Source organism: Paenibacillus sp. SN-8-1 (assembly GCF_050995535.1).
Lineage (GTDB): Bacteria > Bacillota > Bacilli > Paenibacillales > Paenibacillaceae > Fontibacillus.
The window spans coordinates 2,836,049-2,855,782 of record NZ_CP194782.1 but is presented as its reverse complement, the minus strand read 5'-3'; the positions used below and the strand labels follow the sequence as shown (position 1 = coordinate 2,855,782).

General features: G+C 47.1%; 23 protein-coding genes. 16 read left to right on the top strand and 7 right to left on the bottom strand.

Features of this window, described 5'->3' with window-relative positions:
• Window positions 1-39: 39 nt before the first annotated feature.
• A complete protein-coding gene (gene pduL, locus ACRRNK_RS13555; protein WP_433943266.1) occupies window positions 40-612 on the top strand; it encodes a phosphate propanoyltransferase in 573 nt (190 codons plus the stop codon).
• Between the two features lie 507 nt (window positions 613-1,119).
• Here pduL and spoVAD read toward each other — a convergent pair.
• The 3 genes from spoVAD to ACRRNK_RS13540 are packed head-to-tail and all read right to left on the bottom strand — an operon-like array spanning window position 1,120 to window position 3,520.
• A complete protein-coding gene (spoVAD, locus tag ACRRNK_RS13550; RefSeq protein ID WP_433943265.1) occupies window positions 1,120-2,139 on the bottom strand; it encodes a stage V sporulation protein AD in 1,020 nt (339 codons plus the stop codon).
• A 1-nt stretch (window position 2,140) separates the two neighbouring features.
• On the bottom strand, window positions 2,141-2,647 hold the full coding sequence (gene spoVAC, locus ACRRNK_RS13545) for a stage V sporulation protein AC (RefSeq protein WP_433943264.1): 507 nt from the start codon (window positions 2,645-2,647) through the stop codon (window positions 2,141-2,143).
• A 12-nt stretch (window positions 2,648-2,659) separates the two neighbouring features.
• Complete coding sequence (locus tag ACRRNK_RS13540; protein WP_433943263.1) at window positions 2,660-3,520, bottom strand: DUF421 domain-containing protein; 861 nt, start codon at window positions 3,518-3,520, stop codon at window positions 2,660-2,662.
• A gap of 173 nt (window positions 3,521-3,693) precedes the next feature.
• Between ACRRNK_RS13540 and ACRRNK_RS13535 the strand changes: the two genes are divergently transcribed.
• From ACRRNK_RS13535 to ACRRNK_RS13495, 9 genes are all read left to right on the top strand, one after another.
• The gene (locus tag ACRRNK_RS13535; RefSeq protein ID WP_433943262.1) at window positions 3,694-3,900 is read left to right on the top strand and encodes a DUF1657 domain-containing protein; all 207 of its coding nucleotides are present in this window, start codon (window positions 3,694-3,696) and stop codon (window positions 3,898-3,900) included.
• A gap of 242 nt (window positions 3,901-4,142) precedes the next feature.
• Window positions 4,143-5,723, top strand: coding sequence for a tRNA (N6-isopentenyl adenosine(37)-C2)-methylthiotransferase MiaB (gene miaB, locus ACRRNK_RS13530; RefSeq protein WP_433943261.1), 1,581 nt, complete (start codon window positions 4,143-4,145; stop codon window positions 5,721-5,723).
• Window positions 5,724-5,740: 17 nt separating this feature from the next.
• Window positions 5,741-6,193 carry a RicAFT regulatory complex protein RicA family protein gene (locus ACRRNK_RS13525; RefSeq protein ID WP_433943260.1) on the top strand — a complete coding sequence of 151 codons (453 nt, stop codon included), beginning with the start codon at window positions 5,741-5,743 and terminating at the stop codon, window positions 6,191-6,193.
• Between the two features lie 96 nt (window positions 6,194-6,289).
• Entirely contained in the window at window positions 6,290-6,706 is a 417-nt protein-coding gene (locus tag ACRRNK_RS13520; protein ID WP_433943259.1) for a PaaI family thioesterase, read from the top strand.
• A gap of 94 nt (window positions 6,707-6,800) precedes the next feature.
• Entirely contained in the window at window positions 6,801-7,580 is a 780-nt protein-coding gene (locus tag ACRRNK_RS13515) for an NUDIX domain-containing protein (protein WP_433943258.1), read from the top strand.
• 40 nt (window positions 7,581-7,620) lie between these two features.
• Window positions 7,621-8,169 (top strand): cysteine hydrolase family protein, encoded by a 549-nt coding sequence (locus ACRRNK_RS13510; protein ID WP_433943257.1) that lies wholly within the window; start codon window positions 7,621-7,623, stop codon window positions 8,167-8,169.
• 43 nt (window positions 8,170-8,212) lie between these two features.
• A complete protein-coding gene (locus ACRRNK_RS13505; protein ID WP_433943256.1) occupies window positions 8,213-9,670 on the top strand; it encodes a nicotinate phosphoribosyltransferase in 1,458 nt (485 codons plus the stop codon).
• Between the two features lie 138 nt (window positions 9,671-9,808).
• Window positions 9,809-10,807 carry an acrylyl-CoA reductase family protein gene (locus tag ACRRNK_RS13500; RefSeq protein WP_433943255.1) on the top strand — a complete coding sequence of 333 codons (999 nt, stop codon included), beginning with the start codon at window positions 9,809-9,811 and terminating at the stop codon, window positions 10,805-10,807.
• 126 nt (window positions 10,808-10,933) lie between these two features.
• The gene (locus ACRRNK_RS13495) at window positions 10,934-11,452 is read left to right on the top strand and encodes a hypothetical protein (protein WP_433943254.1); all 519 of its coding nucleotides are present in this window, start codon (window positions 10,934-10,936) and stop codon (window positions 11,450-11,452) included.
• A 59-nt stretch (window positions 11,453-11,511) separates the two neighbouring features.
• Here ACRRNK_RS13495 and ACRRNK_RS13490 read toward each other — a convergent pair whose 3' ends face one another.
• Window positions 11,512-12,027, bottom strand: coding sequence for a MogA/MoaB family molybdenum cofactor biosynthesis protein (locus ACRRNK_RS13490; RefSeq protein ID WP_433943253.1), 516 nt, complete (start codon window positions 12,025-12,027; stop codon window positions 11,512-11,514).
• 193 nt (window positions 12,028-12,220) lie between these two features.
• On the opposite strand from ACRRNK_RS13490, the gene ACRRNK_RS13485 reads away from it, so the two are divergent.
• The 3 genes from ACRRNK_RS13485 to ACRRNK_RS13475 all read left to right on the top strand — a co-directional run bounded on the left by ACRRNK_RS13485 (window position 12,221) and on the right by ACRRNK_RS13475 (window position 14,211).
• Window positions 12,221-13,312 carry a CobW family GTP-binding protein gene (locus tag ACRRNK_RS13485; protein WP_433943252.1) on the top strand — a complete coding sequence of 364 codons (1,092 nt, stop codon included), beginning with the start codon at window positions 12,221-12,223 and terminating at the stop codon, window positions 13,310-13,312.
• A 101-nt stretch (window positions 13,313-13,413) separates the two neighbouring features.
• On the top strand, window positions 13,414-13,746 hold the full coding sequence (locus ACRRNK_RS13480) for a four-helix bundle copper-binding protein (RefSeq protein ID WP_433943251.1): 333 nt from the start codon (window positions 13,414-13,416) through the stop codon (window positions 13,744-13,746).
• A gap of 288 nt (window positions 13,747-14,034) precedes the next feature.
• Window positions 14,035-14,211 carry a hypothetical protein gene (locus tag ACRRNK_RS13475; RefSeq protein ID WP_433943250.1) on the top strand — a complete coding sequence of 59 codons (177 nt, stop codon included), beginning with the start codon at window positions 14,035-14,037 and terminating at the stop codon, window positions 14,209-14,211.
• A 106-nt stretch (window positions 14,212-14,317) separates the two neighbouring features.
• Here ACRRNK_RS13475 and ACRRNK_RS13470 read toward each other — a convergent pair whose 3' ends face one another.
• Window positions 14,318-15,217: a LysR family transcriptional regulator gene (locus ACRRNK_RS13470; protein ID WP_433943249.1), complete on the bottom strand. Its 900-nt coding sequence runs from the start codon at window positions 15,215-15,217 to the stop codon at window positions 14,318-14,320.
• Window positions 15,218-15,340: 123 nt separating this feature from the next.
• On the opposite strand from ACRRNK_RS13470, the gene ACRRNK_RS13465 reads away from it, so the two are divergent.
• From ACRRNK_RS13465 to ACRRNK_RS13455, 3 genes are all read left to right on the top strand, one after another.
• Entirely contained in the window at window positions 15,341-16,417 is a 1,077-nt protein-coding gene (locus ACRRNK_RS13465; protein ID WP_433943248.1) for a branched-chain amino acid aminotransferase, read from the top strand.
• A 178-nt stretch (window positions 16,418-16,595) separates the two neighbouring features.
• Entirely contained in the window at window positions 16,596-17,048 is a 453-nt protein-coding gene (locus tag ACRRNK_RS13460; protein ID WP_433943247.1) for a hypothetical protein, read from the top strand.
• A gap of 50 nt (window positions 17,049-17,098) precedes the next feature.
• Window positions 17,099-17,968 (top strand): S-layer homology domain-containing protein, encoded by an 870-nt coding sequence (locus ACRRNK_RS13455; RefSeq protein ID WP_433943246.1) that lies wholly within the window; start codon window positions 17,099-17,101, stop codon window positions 17,966-17,968.
• A 111-nt stretch (window positions 17,969-18,079) separates the two neighbouring features.
• Here ACRRNK_RS13455 and ACRRNK_RS13450 read toward each other — a convergent pair whose 3' ends face one another.
• Both ACRRNK_RS13450 and ACRRNK_RS13445 read right to left on the bottom strand, forming a co-directional pair.
• Window positions 18,080-19,021: an IS3 family transposase gene (locus tag ACRRNK_RS13450; RefSeq protein WP_433946783.1), complete on the bottom strand. Its 942-nt coding sequence runs from the start codon at window positions 19,019-19,021 to the stop codon at window positions 18,080-18,082.
• Entirely contained in the window at window positions 18,955-19,644 is a 690-nt protein-coding gene (locus ACRRNK_RS13445; protein ID WP_433943245.1) for a helix-turn-helix domain-containing protein, read from the bottom strand. Before ACRRNK_RS13445 ends, ACRRNK_RS13450 begins: the two co-directional genes overlap by 67 nt.
• Between the last annotated feature and the right edge of the window lie 90 nt (window positions 19,645-19,734).

Genomic DNA, 19,734 nt, shown 5'->3' with positions numbered 1-19,734 from the left:
GAAAGACTATAGAGAAAAAAGAGGAGTTGACACTCTATCATGAGTAAAACTGTACCTGTAGGTGTATCAGCACGTCACATCCATTTGACCCAAGAGCATATTGAAGCTTTGTTTGGACAAGGTTATCAATTGACTGAATTTAAGCCATTGTCCCAGCCGGGCCAGTTTGCTGCGAATGAAACTGTAGCGGTAATTGGTTCTAAAGGCCAATTTGACAAAGTACGTATACTGGGACCTGCGCGTCCTGCTTCCCAGCTTGAAATTTCTCGTACAGATTCATTTGCTATTGGAGTCAAAGCTCCTGTGCGTGAGTCAGGCAAGATCGATGGAACTCCAGGAATTAAGGTAAAAGGACCAGCCGGCGAAGTTGAATTAGAACAGGGTGTCATTGTTGCAGCCCGTCACATTCACTTCCATACCTCGGATGCAGCTAAATGGGACATTAAGGACCAGCAGTTGCTTAAAGTTCGCCTTGGCGGCGAGCGCGGCTTAATCCTTGAGAATGTAATTGCGCGTGTGTCAGAATCTTACGCTCTGGATATGCACATCGACACAGATGAAGCTAATGCTGCTGGAGCCAAAACAGGGGATACAGCAGAAATTATTGAATAGAAATGTGTGGGGAGAGACGGGACCTTGGGGTCCCGTCTTTTTTATTTTTTGAACCGTGATGGTGATTTCGCGCCGTCATTGCGAGTAGTGTTTGGGCTTACGATCGCTGTTATCCTCCGATTTCCTGGTTTTATTCTTAGGATGATGAAATCGGAGGATAAAGGCGAACGCTGGCGCTTCTTCAGTCCCAAAAACTCCTCTCCATGACTTTGGATCACCAGGTACAACTTAAAAAGTCGGGAGGAACTGGTCATACCCCTGCTAAGTAGTCAGGAGTATGACCAGTTATGTCCCGTCTTTTTGGTGACTGTGTATGTAGGTAGAAGCCTCTTGAATAGGAGGCTTCTTAACCAATGTAGGCTTAGTGTTATTTAAACGAACTTAAAAAACGCATGTACTGAAGTGCAAGGAAGGGGAAACTCTGTGCTGGATCGAAAACGGCTACTTTTTTTCTTGGGATTTTGGCCGCACTGCGATACAAATCAAAATCTCGAGAGGTACTGTTCCTCAACCTTGGAACTCCTGCCGCTCGATGGAGACAGCATGCGCGATACATGGAATAGTCTCTTTTTGCTGATAGGAGATTGGGGACATCAGGGCGCCGGTTGCGACAACCAGAATGCGGCGAAGATCACCTTTGCGAATACGTCTCAAGAGATGGCCATAGGTGACAACAGCAGAACAGGCACACCCACTGGCGCCAGACTGAACATTTTGCTTGTCATAGTTATAGATCATCATTCCGCAATCTTTATAAGTGGTTTGCTCTATAGGGAAGTTATGCTTCTTGAATAAATCATTGGCAATCGCATACCCAACCTTGGATAAGTCTCCGGTCACAATAAGATCGTAGTAGCTGGGTTCAATTTCGAGGTCGCGAAAGTGAGCTTCAATTGTATCCACGGCGGCAGGTGCCATTGCGGCACCCATATTAAATGGATCACTTATCCCCATATCGACAATCCGGCCGATGGTTGCTGAAGTAATGACAGGACCATTCCCTGTAGGAGAAACAACAGCTGCCCCCGCGCCCGTCACGGTATACTGAGCTGTAGGCGGCTTCTGCGAACCATACTCGGTGGGATAGCGGAACTGCTTCTCGGCACTGGCGTTATGACTGCAGGTGCCTGCCAGGACATAATTAGCACCTCCGCTATTGGCTACAAGGGCTGCAAGAGCAAGTCCCTCCATGGAGGTGGAGCAGGCACCGAATAGACCGAAGTAGGGAATGGCAAGTGTGCGTGCGGCAAAACTGCTGCTGATGATCTGATTCATCAGGTCGCCGCCAAAGTGAAATTGAATGTCCTCTTTGGTTAGACCCGCATGTTCAATTGCAAGCTTGCAGGATTCCTCAATCAATGTCTTTTCGGCCTTTTCCCAGCTGTCTTGTCCTAGATAGAGATCTCCATGAATAATGTCGAAATCCGCAGCTAATGGTCCCTCTCCTTCAAATGGACCGACAATGGTGGCCGTGGATATAATCCGCGGCTTATTCTCGAACACCCAGCTTTGATGACCTTTTAACATATCAAGAACCTCCCGATGATCCAGGTATAAATAAAAAATGGAACAAGGCTATGACAAATGCGGCCACAGTCCCGAAGACGATAACAGATCCAGCTAGCTTGAACATATTTGTTCCTATCCCCAGCACGATACCTTCGCGCCGATGCTCTATTGCTGCCGAGGCCATGGAGTTGGCAAATCCCGTTACGGGAACAGCTGATCCGGCCCCGGCCCACTGGGCAATCTTATCGTAGAATCCGAGACTGGTGATAATGACAGAGATGAGGATAAGAACAGCAACTGTAGGATCGCCGGCCCTTTTCTCATCAAATCCTCCATAATGGATGAAGAATTGCCGGATACATTCCCCGATCAGACAGATGATACCTCCGCTAATAAAGGCGCGGATACAGTTCAGGACCACAGGACGCTTGGGTTCGTGCTTTTGAGACAGTTCCTTGTAATCCTGCTGGACCGGAGTCAGCTTTTTATTTTGATTTTTTTGTTTGTTTTTCTTAGTGTTAGCCAAGACGTCTGCCTCCTATCTTTTTAGCAGGGGTTTGATACTGCCTATAACTTTGTCCAGCTGCTTAGAGCTTTGTTCAAACATTTGTTTGGCCTGTTTATCCTGAGTGGATAACGAGTACATTTCGAGATCGGCTTCGCATTTTTTTAAATTGGCCAAGAGTACCGCGCGTTCCTGAGGCTGAGGGACTTTTATCTGATCATCATATAAATCGACGTACAGACCGCCGTAGGCATCCACTTGTCCTAAATACACATTGTCCAGGGAGACTCCAAGCTTATCCAGCTCGGTATTCAGCCATGCCATATTTTTGCCTATAGTGGCAAGCGGCTCCAGCATGGCAACCCCGTCAAGAATGACAGTCTGGGGCTCAACCTCGGGAGCTACTTTGATGCCAAGCATTGCCGGGGTTAGTGGAAGATTCTCCTTTTTCAGCAGTACATTGATCTCCCCATTGGGTTCCATCACGGCAAATTCAACTTCGGCTGCTTTAAAGACGCTTTTCTTCCGCAGCTGCTCAAGCAGCTCTTCATTGGAGAGCTTTTCTTTCTTTAAATTGTCTTCCATAACCTTACCGTCTTTGATCAAGACAGTACCGCTGCTGTCGATAATTCCACGGGCCTTCTTACTCTTCATCTGTAAGTATTCTATGCACAGGGACACAGCGACCCATACTGCCAAGGATATAACACCAAGGTACCAGTGACCGTCCAGCTCCAAGGATATGGTGGCAGCCAGGTCCCCGATTGTGATACCCGTGATGTATTCAAAGAAAGATAGCTGGGAAATTTGTCGCTTGCCGAGCAGTCGGGTAAGGATGAACAGGAAAACTACGGCGGCAAGTGTCCTTACAATAACTTCTAACCAATCAGGCATTACAGAATATCCCCTTCCTGTTTACTCAGCTGTGAACTTATCCTTTGAATTATTTGTTCAAGCATCAAGTTTTAATAAAATATCATTTGGAATAAAAGCAATCCTTTTCCACTGATGAAATCAAAAGGTGCGGGTTAAATTATGTTCCTAGAACGATAAGGAGGTGATTTCCGATGACCGTAGCATCACAAGTAAAGACTACTGTTGCTTCTCTGAAAAGTGCACAAGCCAGCCTTGAGGCATTTGCGCTAAGCACCCAAAACCAAGAGGCTAAAACTTTGTTCACAGACGCTGCAGCACAAACTCAGCAGATTGTTAACCAGGTTGAAGGCCGTGTGCAGCAGCTTGAAAATGAAGAGCCTCAATATAAAGGCTTCTAAGCAGATTAAGCCGCTAAACAATATGCATTAAAACTAAGAAAGCCGTTCCCAGACTCGGGAACGGCTTTCTTAGTTTTAATGTTCAACTATGCCAAAAACGAATATGGGCTTTGGAGTTTGCCATAGTTCAATCTGTATAGATAAGCCGATTTAGGTATGGTATAATTTGATGTAATGCTTTTTTACAATAAATCTCCCTTAGATGGGAGTCGATAGATGATTTGAAGGAGTGAACCGGAAGTATGACGGAGAATAAGAAGGATTACTCCAAATATTTTGATTTCTCTGATGCCAAAGTTATCTCTGAGGACGAGACCGGTAAGAAAATCCGGATTCGCGGCCGGGAAATTCATATTATGTCTGAACCCAATCATAGACAGGAGAAGCAGCGCGGTAAGGAAGATGTGAAGGTGCTGTATGAGAATACGGTTCCGGAAGGCCTTAAAGAGCTGGGGCTTGGCAAGCGCTACATCGTATATACTTTTGGCTGTCAAATGAATGAGCATGATACGGAGACCATCAAAGGCCTGCTTGAGCAAATGGGTTACGAGTCAACAGAAGACCGCAAAGAGGCAGATTTGATTCTTCTGAACACTTGTGCGATTAGGGAAAATGCCGAGGATAAGGTATTCGGTGAGCTTGGTCATCTGAAGACGCTTAAGCTTGAAAAGCCTGGTCTGCTGCTAGGCGTATGCGGCTGCATGTCTCAGGAAGAAACGGTCGTGAACCGAATTATGCAGAAGCATAGCTTTGTCGACATGATCTTCGGTACGCATAACATTCACCGTCTGCCGCATTTGATTCAAGAGGCGCTCTTCAGCAAAGAGCTGGTAGTCGAGGTATGGTCCAAAGAGGGCGATATTATTGAGAATTTGCCAAAGAAAAGAGAAGGCATGCGGGCCTGGGTGAACATCATGTATGGATGTGATAAGTTTTGCACCTATTGCATCGTACCTTTTACACGGGGCAAAGAACGCAGCCGCAGACCTGAAGATGTCATAGCTGAAGTGCGTGATCTGGCGCGTCAAGGATTTAAGGAGATTACCCTTCTCGGCCAAAATGTCAATGCATATGGCAAGGACTTCACAGATATTGATTATTCCTTCGCGAACCTGATGGATGATCTTCGACTGATAGACATTCCCCGAGTCCGGTTTATGACCTCGCATCCTCGTGATTTTGATGATGAACTCATTGAGGTGCTGGCTAAAGGCGGAAATCTGGTAGAGCATATCCATCTCCCGGTTCAATCCGGAAGCACGGAGATCCTGAAGAGAATGAGCCGCAAATATTCCAGGGAGCATTATCTGGAGCTTGCCCGCAAGATCAAGACAGCGATTCCGAATGTAGTTCTTACTACGGATATTATCGTAGGCTTCCCGGGGGAGACGGACGAGCAATTTGAGGATACCCTTTCTCTGGTCAAAGAAGTAGGCTATGACTCGGCGTATACGTTCATTTATTCTCCAAGGGCAGGAACGCCTGCTGCGGTGATGGAGGATAACGTTCCGATGGAAGTGAAGAAAGCCCGCTTGCAGCGTCTTAATGATGCGATTAACGAGAACAGCCGCCAAAGCAACGATAAAGTTGTTGGTTCAGTTGTCGAAGTATTGGTTGAAGGCGAAAGTAAGAATAATGAGCATGTTCTAGCCGGAAGAACTCGGAGCAACAAGCTGGTGCATTTTGAGGGATCTCCGGATCTAATCGGTACGTTCGTACATGTGGAGATTACAGATCCAATGACTTGGTACATTAAGGGGAATATCGTTCCAGAGCCGGTACCCGGCGATATAATAAGTCAGGCAGAAATGGCCAAACTATAAATTGGGGGAATTGTACCATGGGACAGCTTGATAACGTGCAGTATAATGATTGCGGAATGCCTACTTTTGATACTAAAGATTTGGTTATTCGTGAAGACATTATGGCTAAAGCGAAGGAACTTGCCGAATTGATTGGAACGAGCGAAGAAGTGGAACACTTTAAGAAAGCCGAACAAAAAATTCAAAACCATGAGCGCGTTCAAGGTCTTATCCAGACCATTAAGAAGAAGCAGAAGGAGATTGTAGCCTTCGAGTCATTCGAGAACAAAGCGATGGTTGCCAAGATTGAGAAAGAAATTGAAGAGCTTCAGGATGAAATCGACAGTATTCCGCTTGTGACCGAATTCCAGCAAAGTCAAAGCGATATTAACTATCTGCTTCAGCTTGTCGTGTCCGTGATCCGTGACACGGTATCGCAGAAAGTGAATGTAGAAGCTGGAACCGAAGCGGCTCCAAGCAGCTGCGATTAATGGAATGATGTGCGGGGGCTTTCTTCCGCACTTTTTTTATTAATTTAATGAAAAAAATGAAATGCTCAAATAAGACAGCTTAGGAGGAATTACAGGATGGATTGGGCAGAGATCATGGACCGAAGTAATCATTCATTTTGGGGCTATCTTGGCGGGCGCGTACTGAGTATAGATAAAAACAAGGTTGAGGCTGCGCTGACGATTGAGTCTAAACACCTGAATTCGATGGGAATTGTTCACGGCGGAGTTCTCTCCTCGCTCATGGATCAGGTGATGGGCTTTGCGGTGATTGCAGCCAAGGATGGACGTCAGGGGGTTACGACTCATCTGAATGTCAACTTTCTTGCTCCGATGGGCCTCGGAGAACTCTATGTGACGGCGTATCCCGTGCACGAGACTTATCGGACTCTTACCCTTCACGCTGAAATAAGAAATGAGAAGGATGTCTTAGGCTGTATGGCAACGGCTACTTTTCGATTACCGAGTGAGAAGCGGAGCAGCTCACAAAGTTAAGTCAATAGCGGACAGCAGGTATGGACAACAGGATACCTTAGGGAACATAATATGGATTAATCTTCAGACTAATAAATTGACGTGGTGATGTAGGATGACAAATGAACAGGAACAGAATAGGCCACCCTATGATGCGAAGAAGTATAGGACCCCGGATGGGATTCCTGCCGATATCGTTATGTTCACCTTAACGAAGCAGGAACGGCGGGCGGCAACCAAATCGCTGCCGATATTCGATCTCAAGGTCATGCTGATCCGGCGTAAGAGCTGGCCGTTCGCTGGTGCTTGGGCTCTTCCGGGAGGCTTCTCCCAGGAAGACGAATCTTTATATGAGACAGCCAGAAGAGAATTGATGGAAGAGACGGGTGTTGAAGGAAGACATCTGGAATATCTGGGCGTATACAGCAAGCCAGGAAGAGACCCCAGAGGCTGGATTATCTCTCACGCTTTTTTTGCCTTCGTGGAAGAATGGGTGCTTGAGAAGAGACAGGCGGCTGACGATGCTCAGAAAGTGGGCCTCTTCACAATGAAGGAGGCACTTGAAGAGCTTGAACTTGCTTTTGACCATCGTGAAATCCTGAAGGACGCATACAAAAGAATTCAGCAGCAAATGCTTCAAACCACGATTGCGAAGCAGTTCCTGCCCGAGCATTTCACTCTCAGTGAACTTTATCAGGTCATTCAGACGGTTGTTCCTGATTTTGCAGAGCTTAATTTTATTCGAAAAATCACCTCAACCCGCAGCAGGCAAGGGATTCTGGAGGAAGCAAGAGATGAGCACGGACAGCCTATGTTGTCTAACCAGTATTCCCAGCGGCCTGCGCAGCTGTACCGATTTACGGATTTCACTCCGCAGTTGTCTATTTACACTTAAAATTTAGGGATAAACTACCTTAAGGAGATGACCTAGACCTATGAAAGCCTTAATCGTGATTGATTTCACTAATGATTTTGTGAATGGCAGTCTCCCCGTAGGAGAGCCGGCAGTCGAGATTGAGCCTGTGGTATCCAGGCTTACCGAACAATATGTTCACCAGGGCGATTACGTGGTTATGGCAGTCGATTTGCATGAAGCAAGCGATCCTTATCACCCGGAGACCAAGCTCTTTCCGCCTCATAATATCCGGGGAACAGAAGGACGTGAACTGTTTGGTTCACTGAAGCGGGTCTACGAGGGACATAAGCAGCAGATTTATTGGATGGACAAGACGAGATACAGTGCATTTTGCGGGACAGACCTTGAGATCAGGCTTCGTGAGCGGGGAATTGATGAGGTTCATCTGATCGGGGTATGTACAGATATCTGTGTGCTGCATACCGCAGTAGATGCTTATAATAAAGGATTCAAGATCACTGTGTTTGAGGATGCTGTCGCGAGCTTTAATGAAGCGGGACATATCTGGGCATTGGGGCATTTCCAGGGAAGTCTAGGTGCCGAAGTCAAACGCAGTGAACAAGCCTAATTAACTGCCTGCACAAGCTGCAGGAAGCGAGAGGACGAGAGACATGCAAACAAACAGCTTAGCGCTGCATACCGATAAATATCAGATCAATATGATTTATGCTCATTGGATGAACGGAACACATTTAAGAAAGGCTGTCTTTGAGGCGTATTTCCGCAAGCTGCCGTTCGGGAACGGATACGCTGTATTTGCTGGACTTGAGCGGATTGTTAGCTATATTAACAATCTGCACTTCACCGAGCAGGATCTAAGCTACTTAGCCAAGCAGGAAGAGAATTACAAGCCGGAGTTTTTGGAGCTGCTCCGCAATTTCAAATTCCGGGGGAACATCTCCTCCATGCGTGAAGGAGCGCTGGTATTCCCGAATGAACCATTAATCCGGGTTGAAGGCAATATTATGGAGACTCAGCTCGTAGAGACCGCGATACTTAACTTCATGAACTATCAGACTCTGATAGCAACCAAAGCTTCCCGAATCAAACAGGTGGCTGAGGAGGATGTGCTGCTTGAGTTCGGAACCCGGAGAGCCCAGGAAGCGGATGCGGCAGTCTGGGGAGCGCGTGCTTCATACATATCCGGATTCGATGCAACATCGAATATGCTCGCGGGAGAGTTGTTCGGGATCCCGACCAAGGGAACCCATGCCCATTCCTGGGTTCAGCTGTTCGATAATGAGCAGGAAGCCTTTGAGATGTATGCGAAGGCAATGCCAGATCAGGTGACCCTGTTGGTCGATACTTTCGATACTCTGAAGAGCGGTGTACCGCATGCGATTCAAACCGCGAAGTATCTGGAATCCATCGGCAAAAAAATGGTGGGAATCAGACTGGACAGCGGGGACTTAGCCTACTTGTCCATTCAAGCCCGCAAAATGCTGGACGAAGCAGGTCTGGACTATGTCAAAATAGTGGCTTCAAATGACCTGGATGAGAACACTATCTTCAACCTTAAAGCTCAAGGGGCCAAAATTGATATCTGGGGTGTAGGAACCCAGTTGATTACGGCCGCTGACCAGCCTGCTCTTGGCGGGGTATACAAGCTTGTGGAACGAGAGAAGGACGGCAAGATGGAGCCGACAATCAAGATCTCGGGGAATCCGGAGAAGGTCACTACACCGGGCAAAAAGGAAGTCTATCGCATTATCAGCAGTGGAAGCAACAAGGCCATTGCCGACTATATTAACCTGCCTCATGAAGAGAATCCCAGCGGCAAGCTGAAATTGATTAATCCGCTGCACCCGTATATTCAGAAGACCGTCAAGCACTATAATGCCATTAAGCTCTTGGAGCCGATCTTTGTAGAAGGAGAGCTTGTCTATGAGTTGCCAGAGCTGCAGCAGATCCGGGAGTATCATAAGGAGCAGCTTCAATTGTTCTGGCCGGAATATCTTCGGAAGTTGAACCCGGAAATATACCGGGTGAGCTTAAGCCAAGAGACCCTGGATATGAAGCAAAGATTACTGGAGGCTTATTTGGAGCCGGATACTGATCTGGAGGAATAGGATGGTGTTCCCGATTATTTCTCGGGAAAGCGCAGGAAATTCGGAAATCCGGCTTAACTCGACAAGAATCAAGAGAAGAGCAGAGGAATAGGAAAGCATTTGTCATAAAATTGAGTGAGCTGTTCGGGAGGAGATCACATGGATACTTCATTTCGCGCGTTTCGAGTACACCAGGATGAGCAGGGGTTCCGTGCTCTTGTAGAAGAGATCGGGCAGCAAGATCTGCCGCAGGGAGAAGTCCTGGTCAGAGTACAGTATTCCAGTGTGAACTACAAAGATGGTCTGGCAAGCATTCCTGAGGGCAAGATCGTGCAGAGATATCCGTTCATTCCGGGGATTGACCTGGCCGGGGAGGTAATCGAGCCAGGCAATAGCGAGTTCAGCCGAGGAGACCAGGTGCTCTGCACGGGATATGGGCTTGGCGTGTCCCATGAGGGGGGCTATGCCGAATACGCAAGGCTGCCCGCCGATTGGCTGGTTCGGCGGCCGGCGGGTCTCTCGGCGAAGGAGGCCATGGCCATCGGCACGGCCGGCTTCACGGCGGCGCTTTCGGCGGAGCTGCTGCTGCGCAGCGGGCTGACGCCGGAGAAAGGCCCCGTTCTCGTAACCGGGGCCACCGGCGGTGTGGGCAGCATGGCCGTCGACATCCTCTCGAAGCTGGGCTTCGAGGTGACGGCCAGCACAGGCAAAGCCGCGCAGGAGGCGATGCTGCGGGATCTGGGCGCGTCGAGCGTGATCTCGCGCGACGAGCTTGCGGGAAGCGCGGCCAAAGGCGCGCTTGGCCGCGAGAAGTGGGCCGCCGTGGTCGATCCTGTCGGCGGACCGGGCACCGGTGAGCTGCTCAAGGTGATCCGGTACGGCGGGGCTATCGCCTTATCCGGAATGACCGGTGGCGGCAAGTTTGATGCCACCGTGTTTCCTTTTATTCTGCGCGGGATTCAGCTGCTGGGGGTAGACTCCGTCATGTGTCCAATGCCTCTGCGACAGAAGCTGTGGAATCAGCTCTCCGGGGAATGGAAGCCGGAACGGGTCCTTAAGGGGGCAATTCGCGAATTCGAGCTGGAAGAGCTGCCTCACGCGCTTGCGACCATTCTGGCTGGGAAATCCGTAGGAAGACAAGTGGTAAGGCTCGGCTAACACAAGTAATGCAGGCGGATTCTGAACTTGTCTTGTTATTTGGTGGAATAATTCCGTGAGCCGGTGTTCATCCTAATTTCAACTTGGATTTCGCAAAGATTCCCGGGATGAAAGGAAGGACACCCTATGAGGTCTATCATCATCAGCACACTTCTTACCCTCGTTCTGCTCACGGCTTCCGGGTGCAGTCAAAAGACCAAGAACATCGCCCAGAGCGAGAATAACCGTTATGATATGACCAGTTATCATACAGGTAACCTCAGGGCCAAGAGCGAGGGCCACGGGCTTAACAGCGGGTTTCTCAAGCAGCTGAAGGATGAATTCAGCAGACAGGGGCTCACGCTCACGCATGAGACTTATGCAGAGGGACCAGCCGGTCATATCAGCTATAGTTATTTCATTCATGGACATCCGGGGCACTATATCATCGCGCATGCCTTCTCGTCAGAGCAGCAGCGCGTTAAGGAAATGCAAGAGATGTACAGCAATCTTGAGGGGCAAGGGAATACTCATCGCAAGGCTTCCAATGCAGCTGTAATTCACGCTCGCTCCAATACGGCCTTAGTCTATGCCTCACAGGGGCAAAAGAAAGGCCCATACACTAGTAAAGTAGAGAGGATATTTCATCATCTTCTCGGTCAATAAGTAAACCAACAAAAACACTTTTGTCTCTATGGACAGAAGTGTTTTTTGTTTGACCTTAGTTATTTCTTATATATTTCACGCATGACATGGCGCAGCTCGGGAAGAATGATTCGCTCCATGGCAAGCTTCACTGCACCTTTAGATCCTGGCATCGAGAACACGGCAGTAGTACCGATCGTACCGGCAATAGCTCGGCTTAAGATAGCCGCAGAACCAATATCCTCGGTGAAGCTCAAGTATCTGAAGATCTCCCCGAATCCGGGCAATTCTTTGCTCAAAAGGCTTCGGACTGCTTCATAAGTCGTATCCCGGGGGGCAATCCCGGTCCCACCTGTAAGCAGAACAGCTTCAATAGCCGGATTGGCGGCTGCTTCTCTGAGCAGCTGGCGTATATCATCATAGTCATCCTGAACGATCTTGTAGCTCTCAATTCCATAACCGTGTTCTTCAAGCAGCTTCTTCATCAGGGCGCCGCTGCTATCCGTCTCCGGGGTTCGGGTATCTGATACCGTAATAACCATACATCTGACCGAGCTTGGGGCTTCACTGCGATGTTCATCTACAGATCTGAGCATAGTAATTGTCTCACTTTCCTATTAGAGAATATAAGGGAGTTATAGATTGTATATTATTTTATCACAAAACTTAGAGTTGCCTCATGAGAATAAGCAACTTGCACATCTAATCACCATTCCACCGGCTTGCATGAACGATCCGCATATAGTAAACTCCCTTTCAAGGTTAGTGGAACAAGGTGGAGGAGATATCATGAATTTGGAACAACAAAGAGTCATACCTGTATATATATTGTCGGGGTTTCTGGGCAGCGGCAAGACAACGCTTCTTCAGCAGCTGATTACTTACTGGAAGAATCAAGGCCTCAGACCTGCCGTAGTTATGAATGAAATCGGGGACGTGAACCTGGATGGTCTCCTGGTTGAAGAGCAGGTCCCCATGGCAGAGATGCTTAGCGGATGTATCTGCTGTTCTATTCGCGCGGACTTAAGCAGTGAGATGTCTGAGCTGATCGCACGGGAGCAGCCGGATGTGGTGGTCATTGAAGCTACGGGTGCGGCCAATCCCATGGAAGTGCTGGATGCGGTTGCAGAGGTCGCGCTTTATCAGAAGCTGGAGATCATGCCGATGATTACGGTCGTGGATGCGCCGCATTTATTGGAGCTGTCGAGAACACAGAAAGGGAAGACCTATCGGTTGATGCAGGACCAGATTCGCTGCGGGTCGGTACTGATCCTGAACAAAATCGACAGAGTGGATCATGATGAGGTGGACGAGCTTGGTAAGCAGCTTGCGAGCTGGAACTCTTTTGCCAAGATTATTCCAGCTGTGAAGTGCCAGGTTAATCTTTCTGAGCTGCCCCAGCTTAAAAGTGACCCGCTCCATCTCCAGGTAACTCGAACACATGAAGACGATCATTCCCGTGCAAAAGGGCCATATATCATGGAAGATCAGGCACGGGGCTTAAGCTCCAGCGATCAAGAGGATTCCGGTCACATGGAGGAGGATCACAGCCACGGCCGCAGCCACAGTCATGCTTCGCATAATCATGTAACGGTGTACACCCATTACTTCCGTTCTCCCGTAAATAGTGAATTATTTGAGCAGTTCATCAAGGATCTCCCGCGAGATGTGTACCGGGGCAAGGGTGTTCTGACATTCTCGGATACTTCGAGCCGTTTTTTATTTCAATATGCCTACCGTGAATCGGATTATATGAGGATTACTCCTCAGGGAGATATACCGGACGTCGCGGTATTTATCGGGGAGCATTTTGATAAACAGCTGCTTGCGAGCCGGCTTACTCAGTTGGAAAACGGTGGTACCCTTTCTGGTAGTATCTGATAATTTGGTTTAGCCTCGTTTCAACCGGGACCGATCACGGTAATTACATAGTAAGAAATCGAGCAACCTCGAGAAATAAATGTTCAGGAGGAATTGATACTATGACTCACGATTTGCAATATCGCGAATATATAGAAGCCAGCCTGGAGTGTATGAATGCTTGTAATTACTGCTATGTCTCGAGCTTGAAGGAGTATGAGCTAGCCGCGCTTAGAGACTGTATCCGTCTTGTGAGGGAATGTGCTGATATTTGTATGTTTGCAGCAGATGCGCTGTCACGTGGAACCATTTTTGCAAAAGAGATTATGGAGCTGTGCGCCAAAGCATGCGAGGCATGTGCGAAGGAGTGTTCCCAGCACGAGCACGATCACTGCCAAAAGTGTGCGGAAGCATGCAAGCGGATGGTCGAGCTTAGCTGTGTACTTCCTGCCTAAATGTACGAACAGAACGTTTAGAGAAGCCCGGACCTTTGCCTAGCCTGGGAACTCCCGGCTTTTATACTTCCCGAACCTACAGCTTCCATGGAATGGAAGTAATCAGGAAGATATGCGAGGATATGTAAGGAGATCTATAAATAAGGTTTTATATATTGCTATAAGCTTAACCTAGCCAACTACAGCTGCTCTGATGACGGCATAACCTGTTTTACCAATAGGGGAACAATCTTTATACTTAATTTTGAGGGTAACAGCTCGCAAAGAACAAAAGAGGAGATGGCTTATTTGGCTTATGATGAAGTGTTGGAACGCCGAAGTGAAATGTTGAGACGACGGATTGGCGAGATGATCGTCAAGGAGAACCAATATGGATTAGGAAATCAAGAGGGTCATTTTCTACAGCGTATGATTCGGGAATGGCACCAAACCGAGTTCGAAATGAACGGTAAGACATTGAATTAAATGAGCCAGGCCGGCAGATCGTGATGATACACGATTTGCCGGCCTGGATTATTTTCATAGGAGAATAATAAATCTTTCATAAATTCACAGTTATTGTCCATCTTAATCATGATAGAGCCTCCATGGCGAAACGCTCGATGAACCGGCGCGCACTCTTGGTCAGGTAACGTTCCTTCAGCCATACAAGACCTACGTCCGATTGGAAGTGGGCATCTGATAATTGCATGGTCCTGATCTGGGGGATAGGGAATGCGCTCATTACGGACTCCGGGAGTACCGTAGCACCAATTCCGGCAGCAACAAGGGCAATAATAATGGCTACACTGGAGCATTCGCATATGATATTGGGCTCAAATCCATGCCTTCTACATTCCTGCAGTACTTGTTCATGCATGCGTGTCGTTTGATCTGTCTTCAGGGTTAGAAAGGGCAGGTTCGCCAACTCACGCATATTCATTGTGTCGGCGCCATCTATTGGGAATGATGCGCTGGGAACGACAGCGACATAAGGATCTGAAGGAAGGGGCAGTACCTCGAACTGTTCATTTAAATTTGCTTCAAAAGGAAGCCGGGCAACGATGAGTTCAATCATGCCTTTCACCAGCTGGTCACCGAGCAGAAAGTGATCTCCCTCCATAATTTTGAAGGTGACCAAGGGATACTCCTCGCGGAATAATTCAATAGGCCGGGGAAGTAGTGAAATACAAGACACCACTGAACCGATGGAAAGGGAACCCTGGATCCCCTCATTGTGCTCCTTCACTTCCTTAATCGTCTCGTTAAATTGGAGCAGGAGAGATTCCGAGCGTTCTCTTAACAATTCTCCGGATGGCGTTAGGCGCAAGGTCTTTCCACTGCGATCAAAAAGGGTAACACCGAGCTCTAGCTCCATCAGCTTCAGCTGTCTGCTTAGCGGAGGCTGTTCCATATTTAGCTGTTTGGCTGCCTTAGTAATTTGTCCTTCCTTAGCAATAGCGAGAAAATAACGCATTTGTCTTAAATCCATAGGGTTCACCTCCATGTATACTTAAAAAGTATGGAAATCCAATAAAATTAATCCTTTTCAATATGTATGAAGTAATGATACCATCTAATTAATTAAAGTGCAGCAGTGAAGGAGCGTTAAGAAATGACCTATACAATCACGATTGAAGAAAGCAGCAGCAAGAAGCAGAAGCCAGCCGACAATGAACTTGGATTCGGTAAATATTACACGGATCATATGTTCATTCTCGATTATGACAAAGGTAAAGGATGGCATTCCCCGCGGGTTATTCCTTATCAGCCCATCACACTTGACCCTGCAGCCAAAATTTTTCACTACGGACAAAGTGTCTTTGAGGGGCTAAAAGCCTATCGTACGGAGGATGGCCGTATCTTACTGTTCCGTCCGGACCGGAACTTCAAGCGTCTGAATCTGTCCAATGCCAGACTCAGCATCCCGGAGCTGGATGAAGAGCTTGCTCTAGAAGCCCTGTTGAAGCTGCTTACTGTGGACCAGGACTGGATTCCTTCATCCGAAGGAACTTCGCTCTATATCCGGCCATTTATTATAGCAACAGAGGCCGCGCTCGGTGTAGCGCCTTCTACCCAGTATAAATTCATGATTATTCTTTCGCCGGTGGGGTCTTACTACGATGAGGGAATTCATCCTGTTAAGATATATGTGGAATCCGGATATGTTCGCGCCGTTACCGGAGGCGTTGGGAATGCCAAGACGGCCGGGAATTATGCGGCAGGACTGAAAGCCCAAGAAGAAGCATCCGCGAAAGGATACTCTCAAGTTCTGTGGCTCGATGGCGTTCATAAGAAGTACATTGAAGAAGTTGGAAGCATGAATGTATTCTTCAAGATTAATGGCAAGGTGGTTACACCTGCTCTGAATGGAAGTATCCTGGACGGTATTACACGGAACTCCATCATTGAGCTGCTTAAGCGGATGGAAATTACCGTTGAAGAACGGCAGATCTCCATGGAAGAGGTGTATGCTGCTCATCAGGAAGGGACTTTGGAAGAAGCCTTTGGTACAGGTACTGCCGCAGTTATCTCGCCAATTGGTGAACTGCATTGGCGGGATCAAGATCTGATCATTAATCAAGGCGAGACGGGTGAGCTTGCAGGCAAGCTGTATGAGACGCTCACTTCTATCCAGCTTGGCCGGATTGAAGGTCCTGAGGGTTGGGTTGTGGAACTGCCCAAGTCTTAATCTATGATACTTATGCGGGGTGTTCCTTGCAGCTATTTCATGGCTGCTTGGGACACCTCTTTTGATATCTGTTCCAAAATGGTTTGCTTGCCAGTCACATCCTGTTATGATTATGGAATGAAATAAAGAAGTTCAATCCATAGCATTAGGTAAATGTAATTTGAAGGATGGTTCGTTAATGAAAGATATGAAGGGAATGGACAGTGGACAAGCCAAGGAACTCTTTTCTTATTTCGGCTTGGCCGTATATTACTCTCAGGCTCTGGAACAGCAGCTTGCGAACCTGATTATGCTGATGAAGGTGGCTGATGGAAAGGTGCCGACTGAGGAGGATTTTGCGGAGCTGTTCCAGCTTAAGCTCAGTAGTTCACTTGGTCAGCTGGTACGGGAGATCCAGCATAACTTTTCTTTTTCCGAGGAAGAGACCGAACAGTTAACCCGATTATGGAAGCAAAGAAATTACATAGTCCATGATTATTTCAAAGAACGTATCCACGAGACTTTTACCCCGGCTGGGAGATCTGCCATGATTAATGAGCTTAAAGCTTTCAAGGATGAGGCCCAGGCGCTCGAAATGAAGCTTCAGCACTATTCGCGTCAGCTGTACGATCAGGTGAGAGTGGAAGATTAATGCAACATTTTCTTATGGGGAACCGTTAAGAGGGTGGAGGTGTACAGGTTATGATAAATAAGAGTAAAGCTGTAGCGGCATTGGTCTTGACTGGTTCTTTAATGGCTGTCTCCTCGGCTTCCGCATTCACGGATGTTAAGGGACAGGACTCCGAGGTGATCAACTCACTGCAGAGCAAGAATATTATTCAAGGAATAACGAAGGATAAGTTCGCACCTCAGGGCAAGTTGACAAGCGCTCAGGGCATTCATTTGGTAGTGAAAGCATTGCAGTTGAAATCGGACTCCGCTGTACAGCCGGGGGGGGGTGAAGCCTGGTACGCTGAATCGGTTGAGATTGCCAAGGCGAATGGAATCCCGGTAGATTTGGCAGCTAATCCATCTACGGAACTAACGAAGGAACAATTTGCCCATATTTTGTACAAGGGAATTCGGGCAACTGGGAACTATCCACTGATCAAGATGTTCATCCCCGTGGCAGATGAAGGTGAGGGGACACCAGATTACCAGGGCAGTATTCAGAACCTGCTGCTCATGAAGATTGCTTCACTGGACAGCAGCTGGAAATTCCATCCCAAGGATAAAATCACGCGTATGGAAGCTGCTTTGATGGTCTATAAAGCCGCTGAGTACGTGAACAATTATAAGACAGCGAAGAACGAAGATGAGCAGGTTACCTTCGTGGTCGAGAAGGTTAACGATCAAGTTAATAAGGTAGTCCTTACCCGGGCACAGCAGCCAAATCCCGGATATGGCATCTCGGTTGAGAAAGTCGATTTCACTTCAGAAGGGACAGCCGTTGTCTATTACAAGCTTGGATCACCTGATCCAGGTAAGGTGTATCCACAAGTTATAACGGATACGAAGGCAGAGACTTATCTCAGCAGTAAATATAAAGTCGAGATTGCATTATCGAAATAAGCAAAGCCGCTCCCCGGTAGTGAAGTGCTCCCTGTCAAGTGGACAGTGAATAAAACAAAAACGATTCGTTTATTTTCCTCAGCTCGTTTTAACAGAGCTGAGATTTTTTCATTATGCAGCTCTTCGGTATTCGTTAGGTGACAAACCATCCAAACACTCTGTATACCGGTAGTTGTTGTAATAACGAATATATTCGCTAACGTCTTTGAGGACATCTTCATAGGTATCATACTTTGTAAGATAATAGCTCTCTGATTTGTAAGTGCCCCAAAATCGTTCAATAGGTTGGTTGTCCAAGCATCGGCTCACACGAGACATGCTTTTCATAAATCCGTATTTTACATGGAGTCGATTATACTCATGAGACGTATACTGGAAGCCTCTGTCACTTTGAATAAGCGGGGTTACACCGGGGTTCTTCTCATAAGCCTTCTTTAGCGTATCCATGACGAGTTTATTGTTGTTGGAGGGGCTTAACACCCATGAAACGATAGAGTTATCGTATACATCAAGAATTGCACTCAGGTAGGCTTTACGGCCGTTTCCGTACTTCAATTCTGTAACGTCTGTACACCACTTCATATTAGGAGCAACTGCCTGAAATTCACGGTTCATTACATTTTGAGCTACATGCATCTCAGAGACTTTCACGTAGTTCGGCCGTTTCCTACGAATTACCGCCTTTAATCCAAGAGCACGCATAATTCGGTAATACCGCTTTTTATTGTACTTCTTCTTGAGCTTTCGGTTTAATTGGGTGCGCATTTGGCGATAGCCAAGTATCCCCTTTCGCTTGTCATAGCGAAGCTTCACTTCTTTAGCTAGCGTATAATTCTCAAGTTCTCTGGCGGATGGCATCCATTTTAACCCCTTATAATAGGCAGATCGAGCAACTCCGGCTAACGCACACAATTTCGTAATTGCATAACCTTTTTCTTTGTTCAGTTCTTGAATCGCTTGATACAAGTCTGCTTGTCGAACAAGGGTTAGCGTGTATTTCGTCGCTTGATCTCCGCCAACTTTTTTGCGAGGGCATTCTCCATTTCCAGGTATTCGTTTCGAGCTTCTAATTCCTTGATCCGTAGCTTAAGCCGTTCATGCTCATCTAGTTCCTCTGCAGGCTTTTTACGACCTCGGTTGTCCTTGAGGGCATCTTCACTACCAGCTCGGTATTTCCGAACCCATGCGTACACCTGCTGATAGGATACATCGTACTTTTCGATCGCCTTCTGATAATCCAAACCATTAGCGATTGTATATTGTGCAATTTCAATGCGTTCCTTGAAAGTTGTTTTACGTCCTTTGTTCATATGAGACAGTCCTTTTCCCTTAGGTGTAGGTTTCAATTCTATCTCATTAGTATACTTGGAAATCCATTTTCCCAAAACACTTCTACTCGAAATACGATGCTTCTTTGTTGCCTCTTCTACGGAGCAATGACCAGACAACACGTCTTTAATAGCCGCAAGCTTCAATTCCTTTGAGTATGATTTCCATGTATTCGATTCCTTTAATCCATCCAAACCATCTGCTTTATACTTTCTTATCCAATCCTTAACCGTACTCTTACAAACTCTAAGCTGTTTCGCTTCATAGTTTGGATTAGACTTATGCTCAAGACACCGCTGTACGGCATGTAATTTTACTTCTAAAGAAATAGGACTTCTTTTTGACATTAGAAAAACTCCCATCATTGTAGCAGTAGAAGTTTTTGTTTTTTCTACTGTCTACTATGATGGGAGCATATCAGTAGAGGAGCGGCTTTT

Excerpts from the sequence above, each read along its gene's own strand:
- pduL (WP_433943266.1), top strand. The coding sequence starts at position 40 with ATGAGTAAAACTGTACCTGTAGGTGTATCAGCACGTCACATCCATTTG.
- spoVAD (WP_433943265.1), bottom strand. The coding sequence starts at position 2,139 with ATGTTAAAAGGTCATCAAAGCTGGGTGTTCGAGAATAAGCCGCGGATT.
- ACRRNK_RS13540 (WP_433943263.1), bottom strand. The coding sequence starts at position 3,520 with ATGCCTGATTGGTTAGAAGTTATTGTAAGGACACTTGCCGCCGTAGTT.
- ACRRNK_RS13535 (WP_433943262.1), top strand. The coding sequence starts at position 3,694 with ATGACCGTAGCATCACAAGTAAAGACTACTGTTGCTTCTCTGAAAAGT.
- miaB (WP_433943261.1), top strand. The coding sequence starts at position 4,143 with ATGACGGAGAATAAGAAGGATTACTCCAAATATTTTGATTTCTCTGAT.
- ACRRNK_RS13525 (WP_433943260.1), top strand. The coding sequence starts at position 5,741 with ATGGGACAGCTTGATAACGTGCAGTATAATGATTGCGGAATGCCTACT.
- ACRRNK_RS13520 (WP_433943259.1), top strand. The coding sequence starts at position 6,290 with ATGGATTGGGCAGAGATCATGGACCGAAGTAATCATTCATTTTGGGGC.
- ACRRNK_RS13515 (WP_433943258.1), top strand. The coding sequence starts at position 6,801 with ATGACAAATGAACAGGAACAGAATAGGCCACCCTATGATGCGAAGAAG.
- ACRRNK_RS13510 (WP_433943257.1), top strand. The coding sequence starts at position 7,621 with ATGAAAGCCTTAATCGTGATTGATTTCACTAATGATTTTGTGAATGGC.
- ACRRNK_RS13505 (WP_433943256.1), top strand. The coding sequence starts at position 8,213 with ATGCAAACAAACAGCTTAGCGCTGCATACCGATAAATATCAGATCAAT.
- ACRRNK_RS13500 (WP_433943255.1), top strand. The coding sequence starts at position 9,809 with ATGGATACTTCATTTCGCGCGTTTCGAGTACACCAGGATGAGCAGGGG.
- ACRRNK_RS13495 (WP_433943254.1), top strand. The coding sequence starts at position 10,934 with ATGAGGTCTATCATCATCAGCACACTTCTTACCCTCGTTCTGCTCACG.
- ACRRNK_RS13490 (WP_433943253.1), bottom strand. The coding sequence starts at position 12,027 with ATGCTCAGATCTGTAGATGAACATCGCAGTGAAGCCCCAAGCTCGGTC.
- ACRRNK_RS13485 (WP_433943252.1), top strand. The coding sequence starts at position 12,221 with ATGAATTTGGAACAACAAAGAGTCATACCTGTATATATATTGTCGGGG.
- ACRRNK_RS13480 (WP_433943251.1), top strand. The coding sequence starts at position 13,414 with ATGACTCACGATTTGCAATATCGCGAATATATAGAAGCCAGCCTGGAG.
- ACRRNK_RS13470 (WP_433943249.1), bottom strand. The coding sequence starts at position 15,217 with ATGGATTTAAGACAAATGCGTTATTTTCTCGCTATTGCTAAGGAAGGA.
- ACRRNK_RS13465 (WP_433943248.1), top strand. The coding sequence starts at position 15,341 with ATGACCTATACAATCACGATTGAAGAAAGCAGCAGCAAGAAGCAGAAG.
- ACRRNK_RS13460 (WP_433943247.1), top strand. The coding sequence starts at position 16,596 with ATGAAAGATATGAAGGGAATGGACAGTGGACAAGCCAAGGAACTCTTT.
- ACRRNK_RS13455 (WP_433943246.1), top strand. The coding sequence starts at position 17,099 with ATGATAAATAAGAGTAAAGCTGTAGCGGCATTGGTCTTGACTGGTTCT.
- ACRRNK_RS13445 (WP_433943245.1), bottom strand. The coding sequence starts at position 19,644 with ATGTCAAAAAGAAGTCCTATTTCTTTAGAAGTAAAATTACATGCCGTA.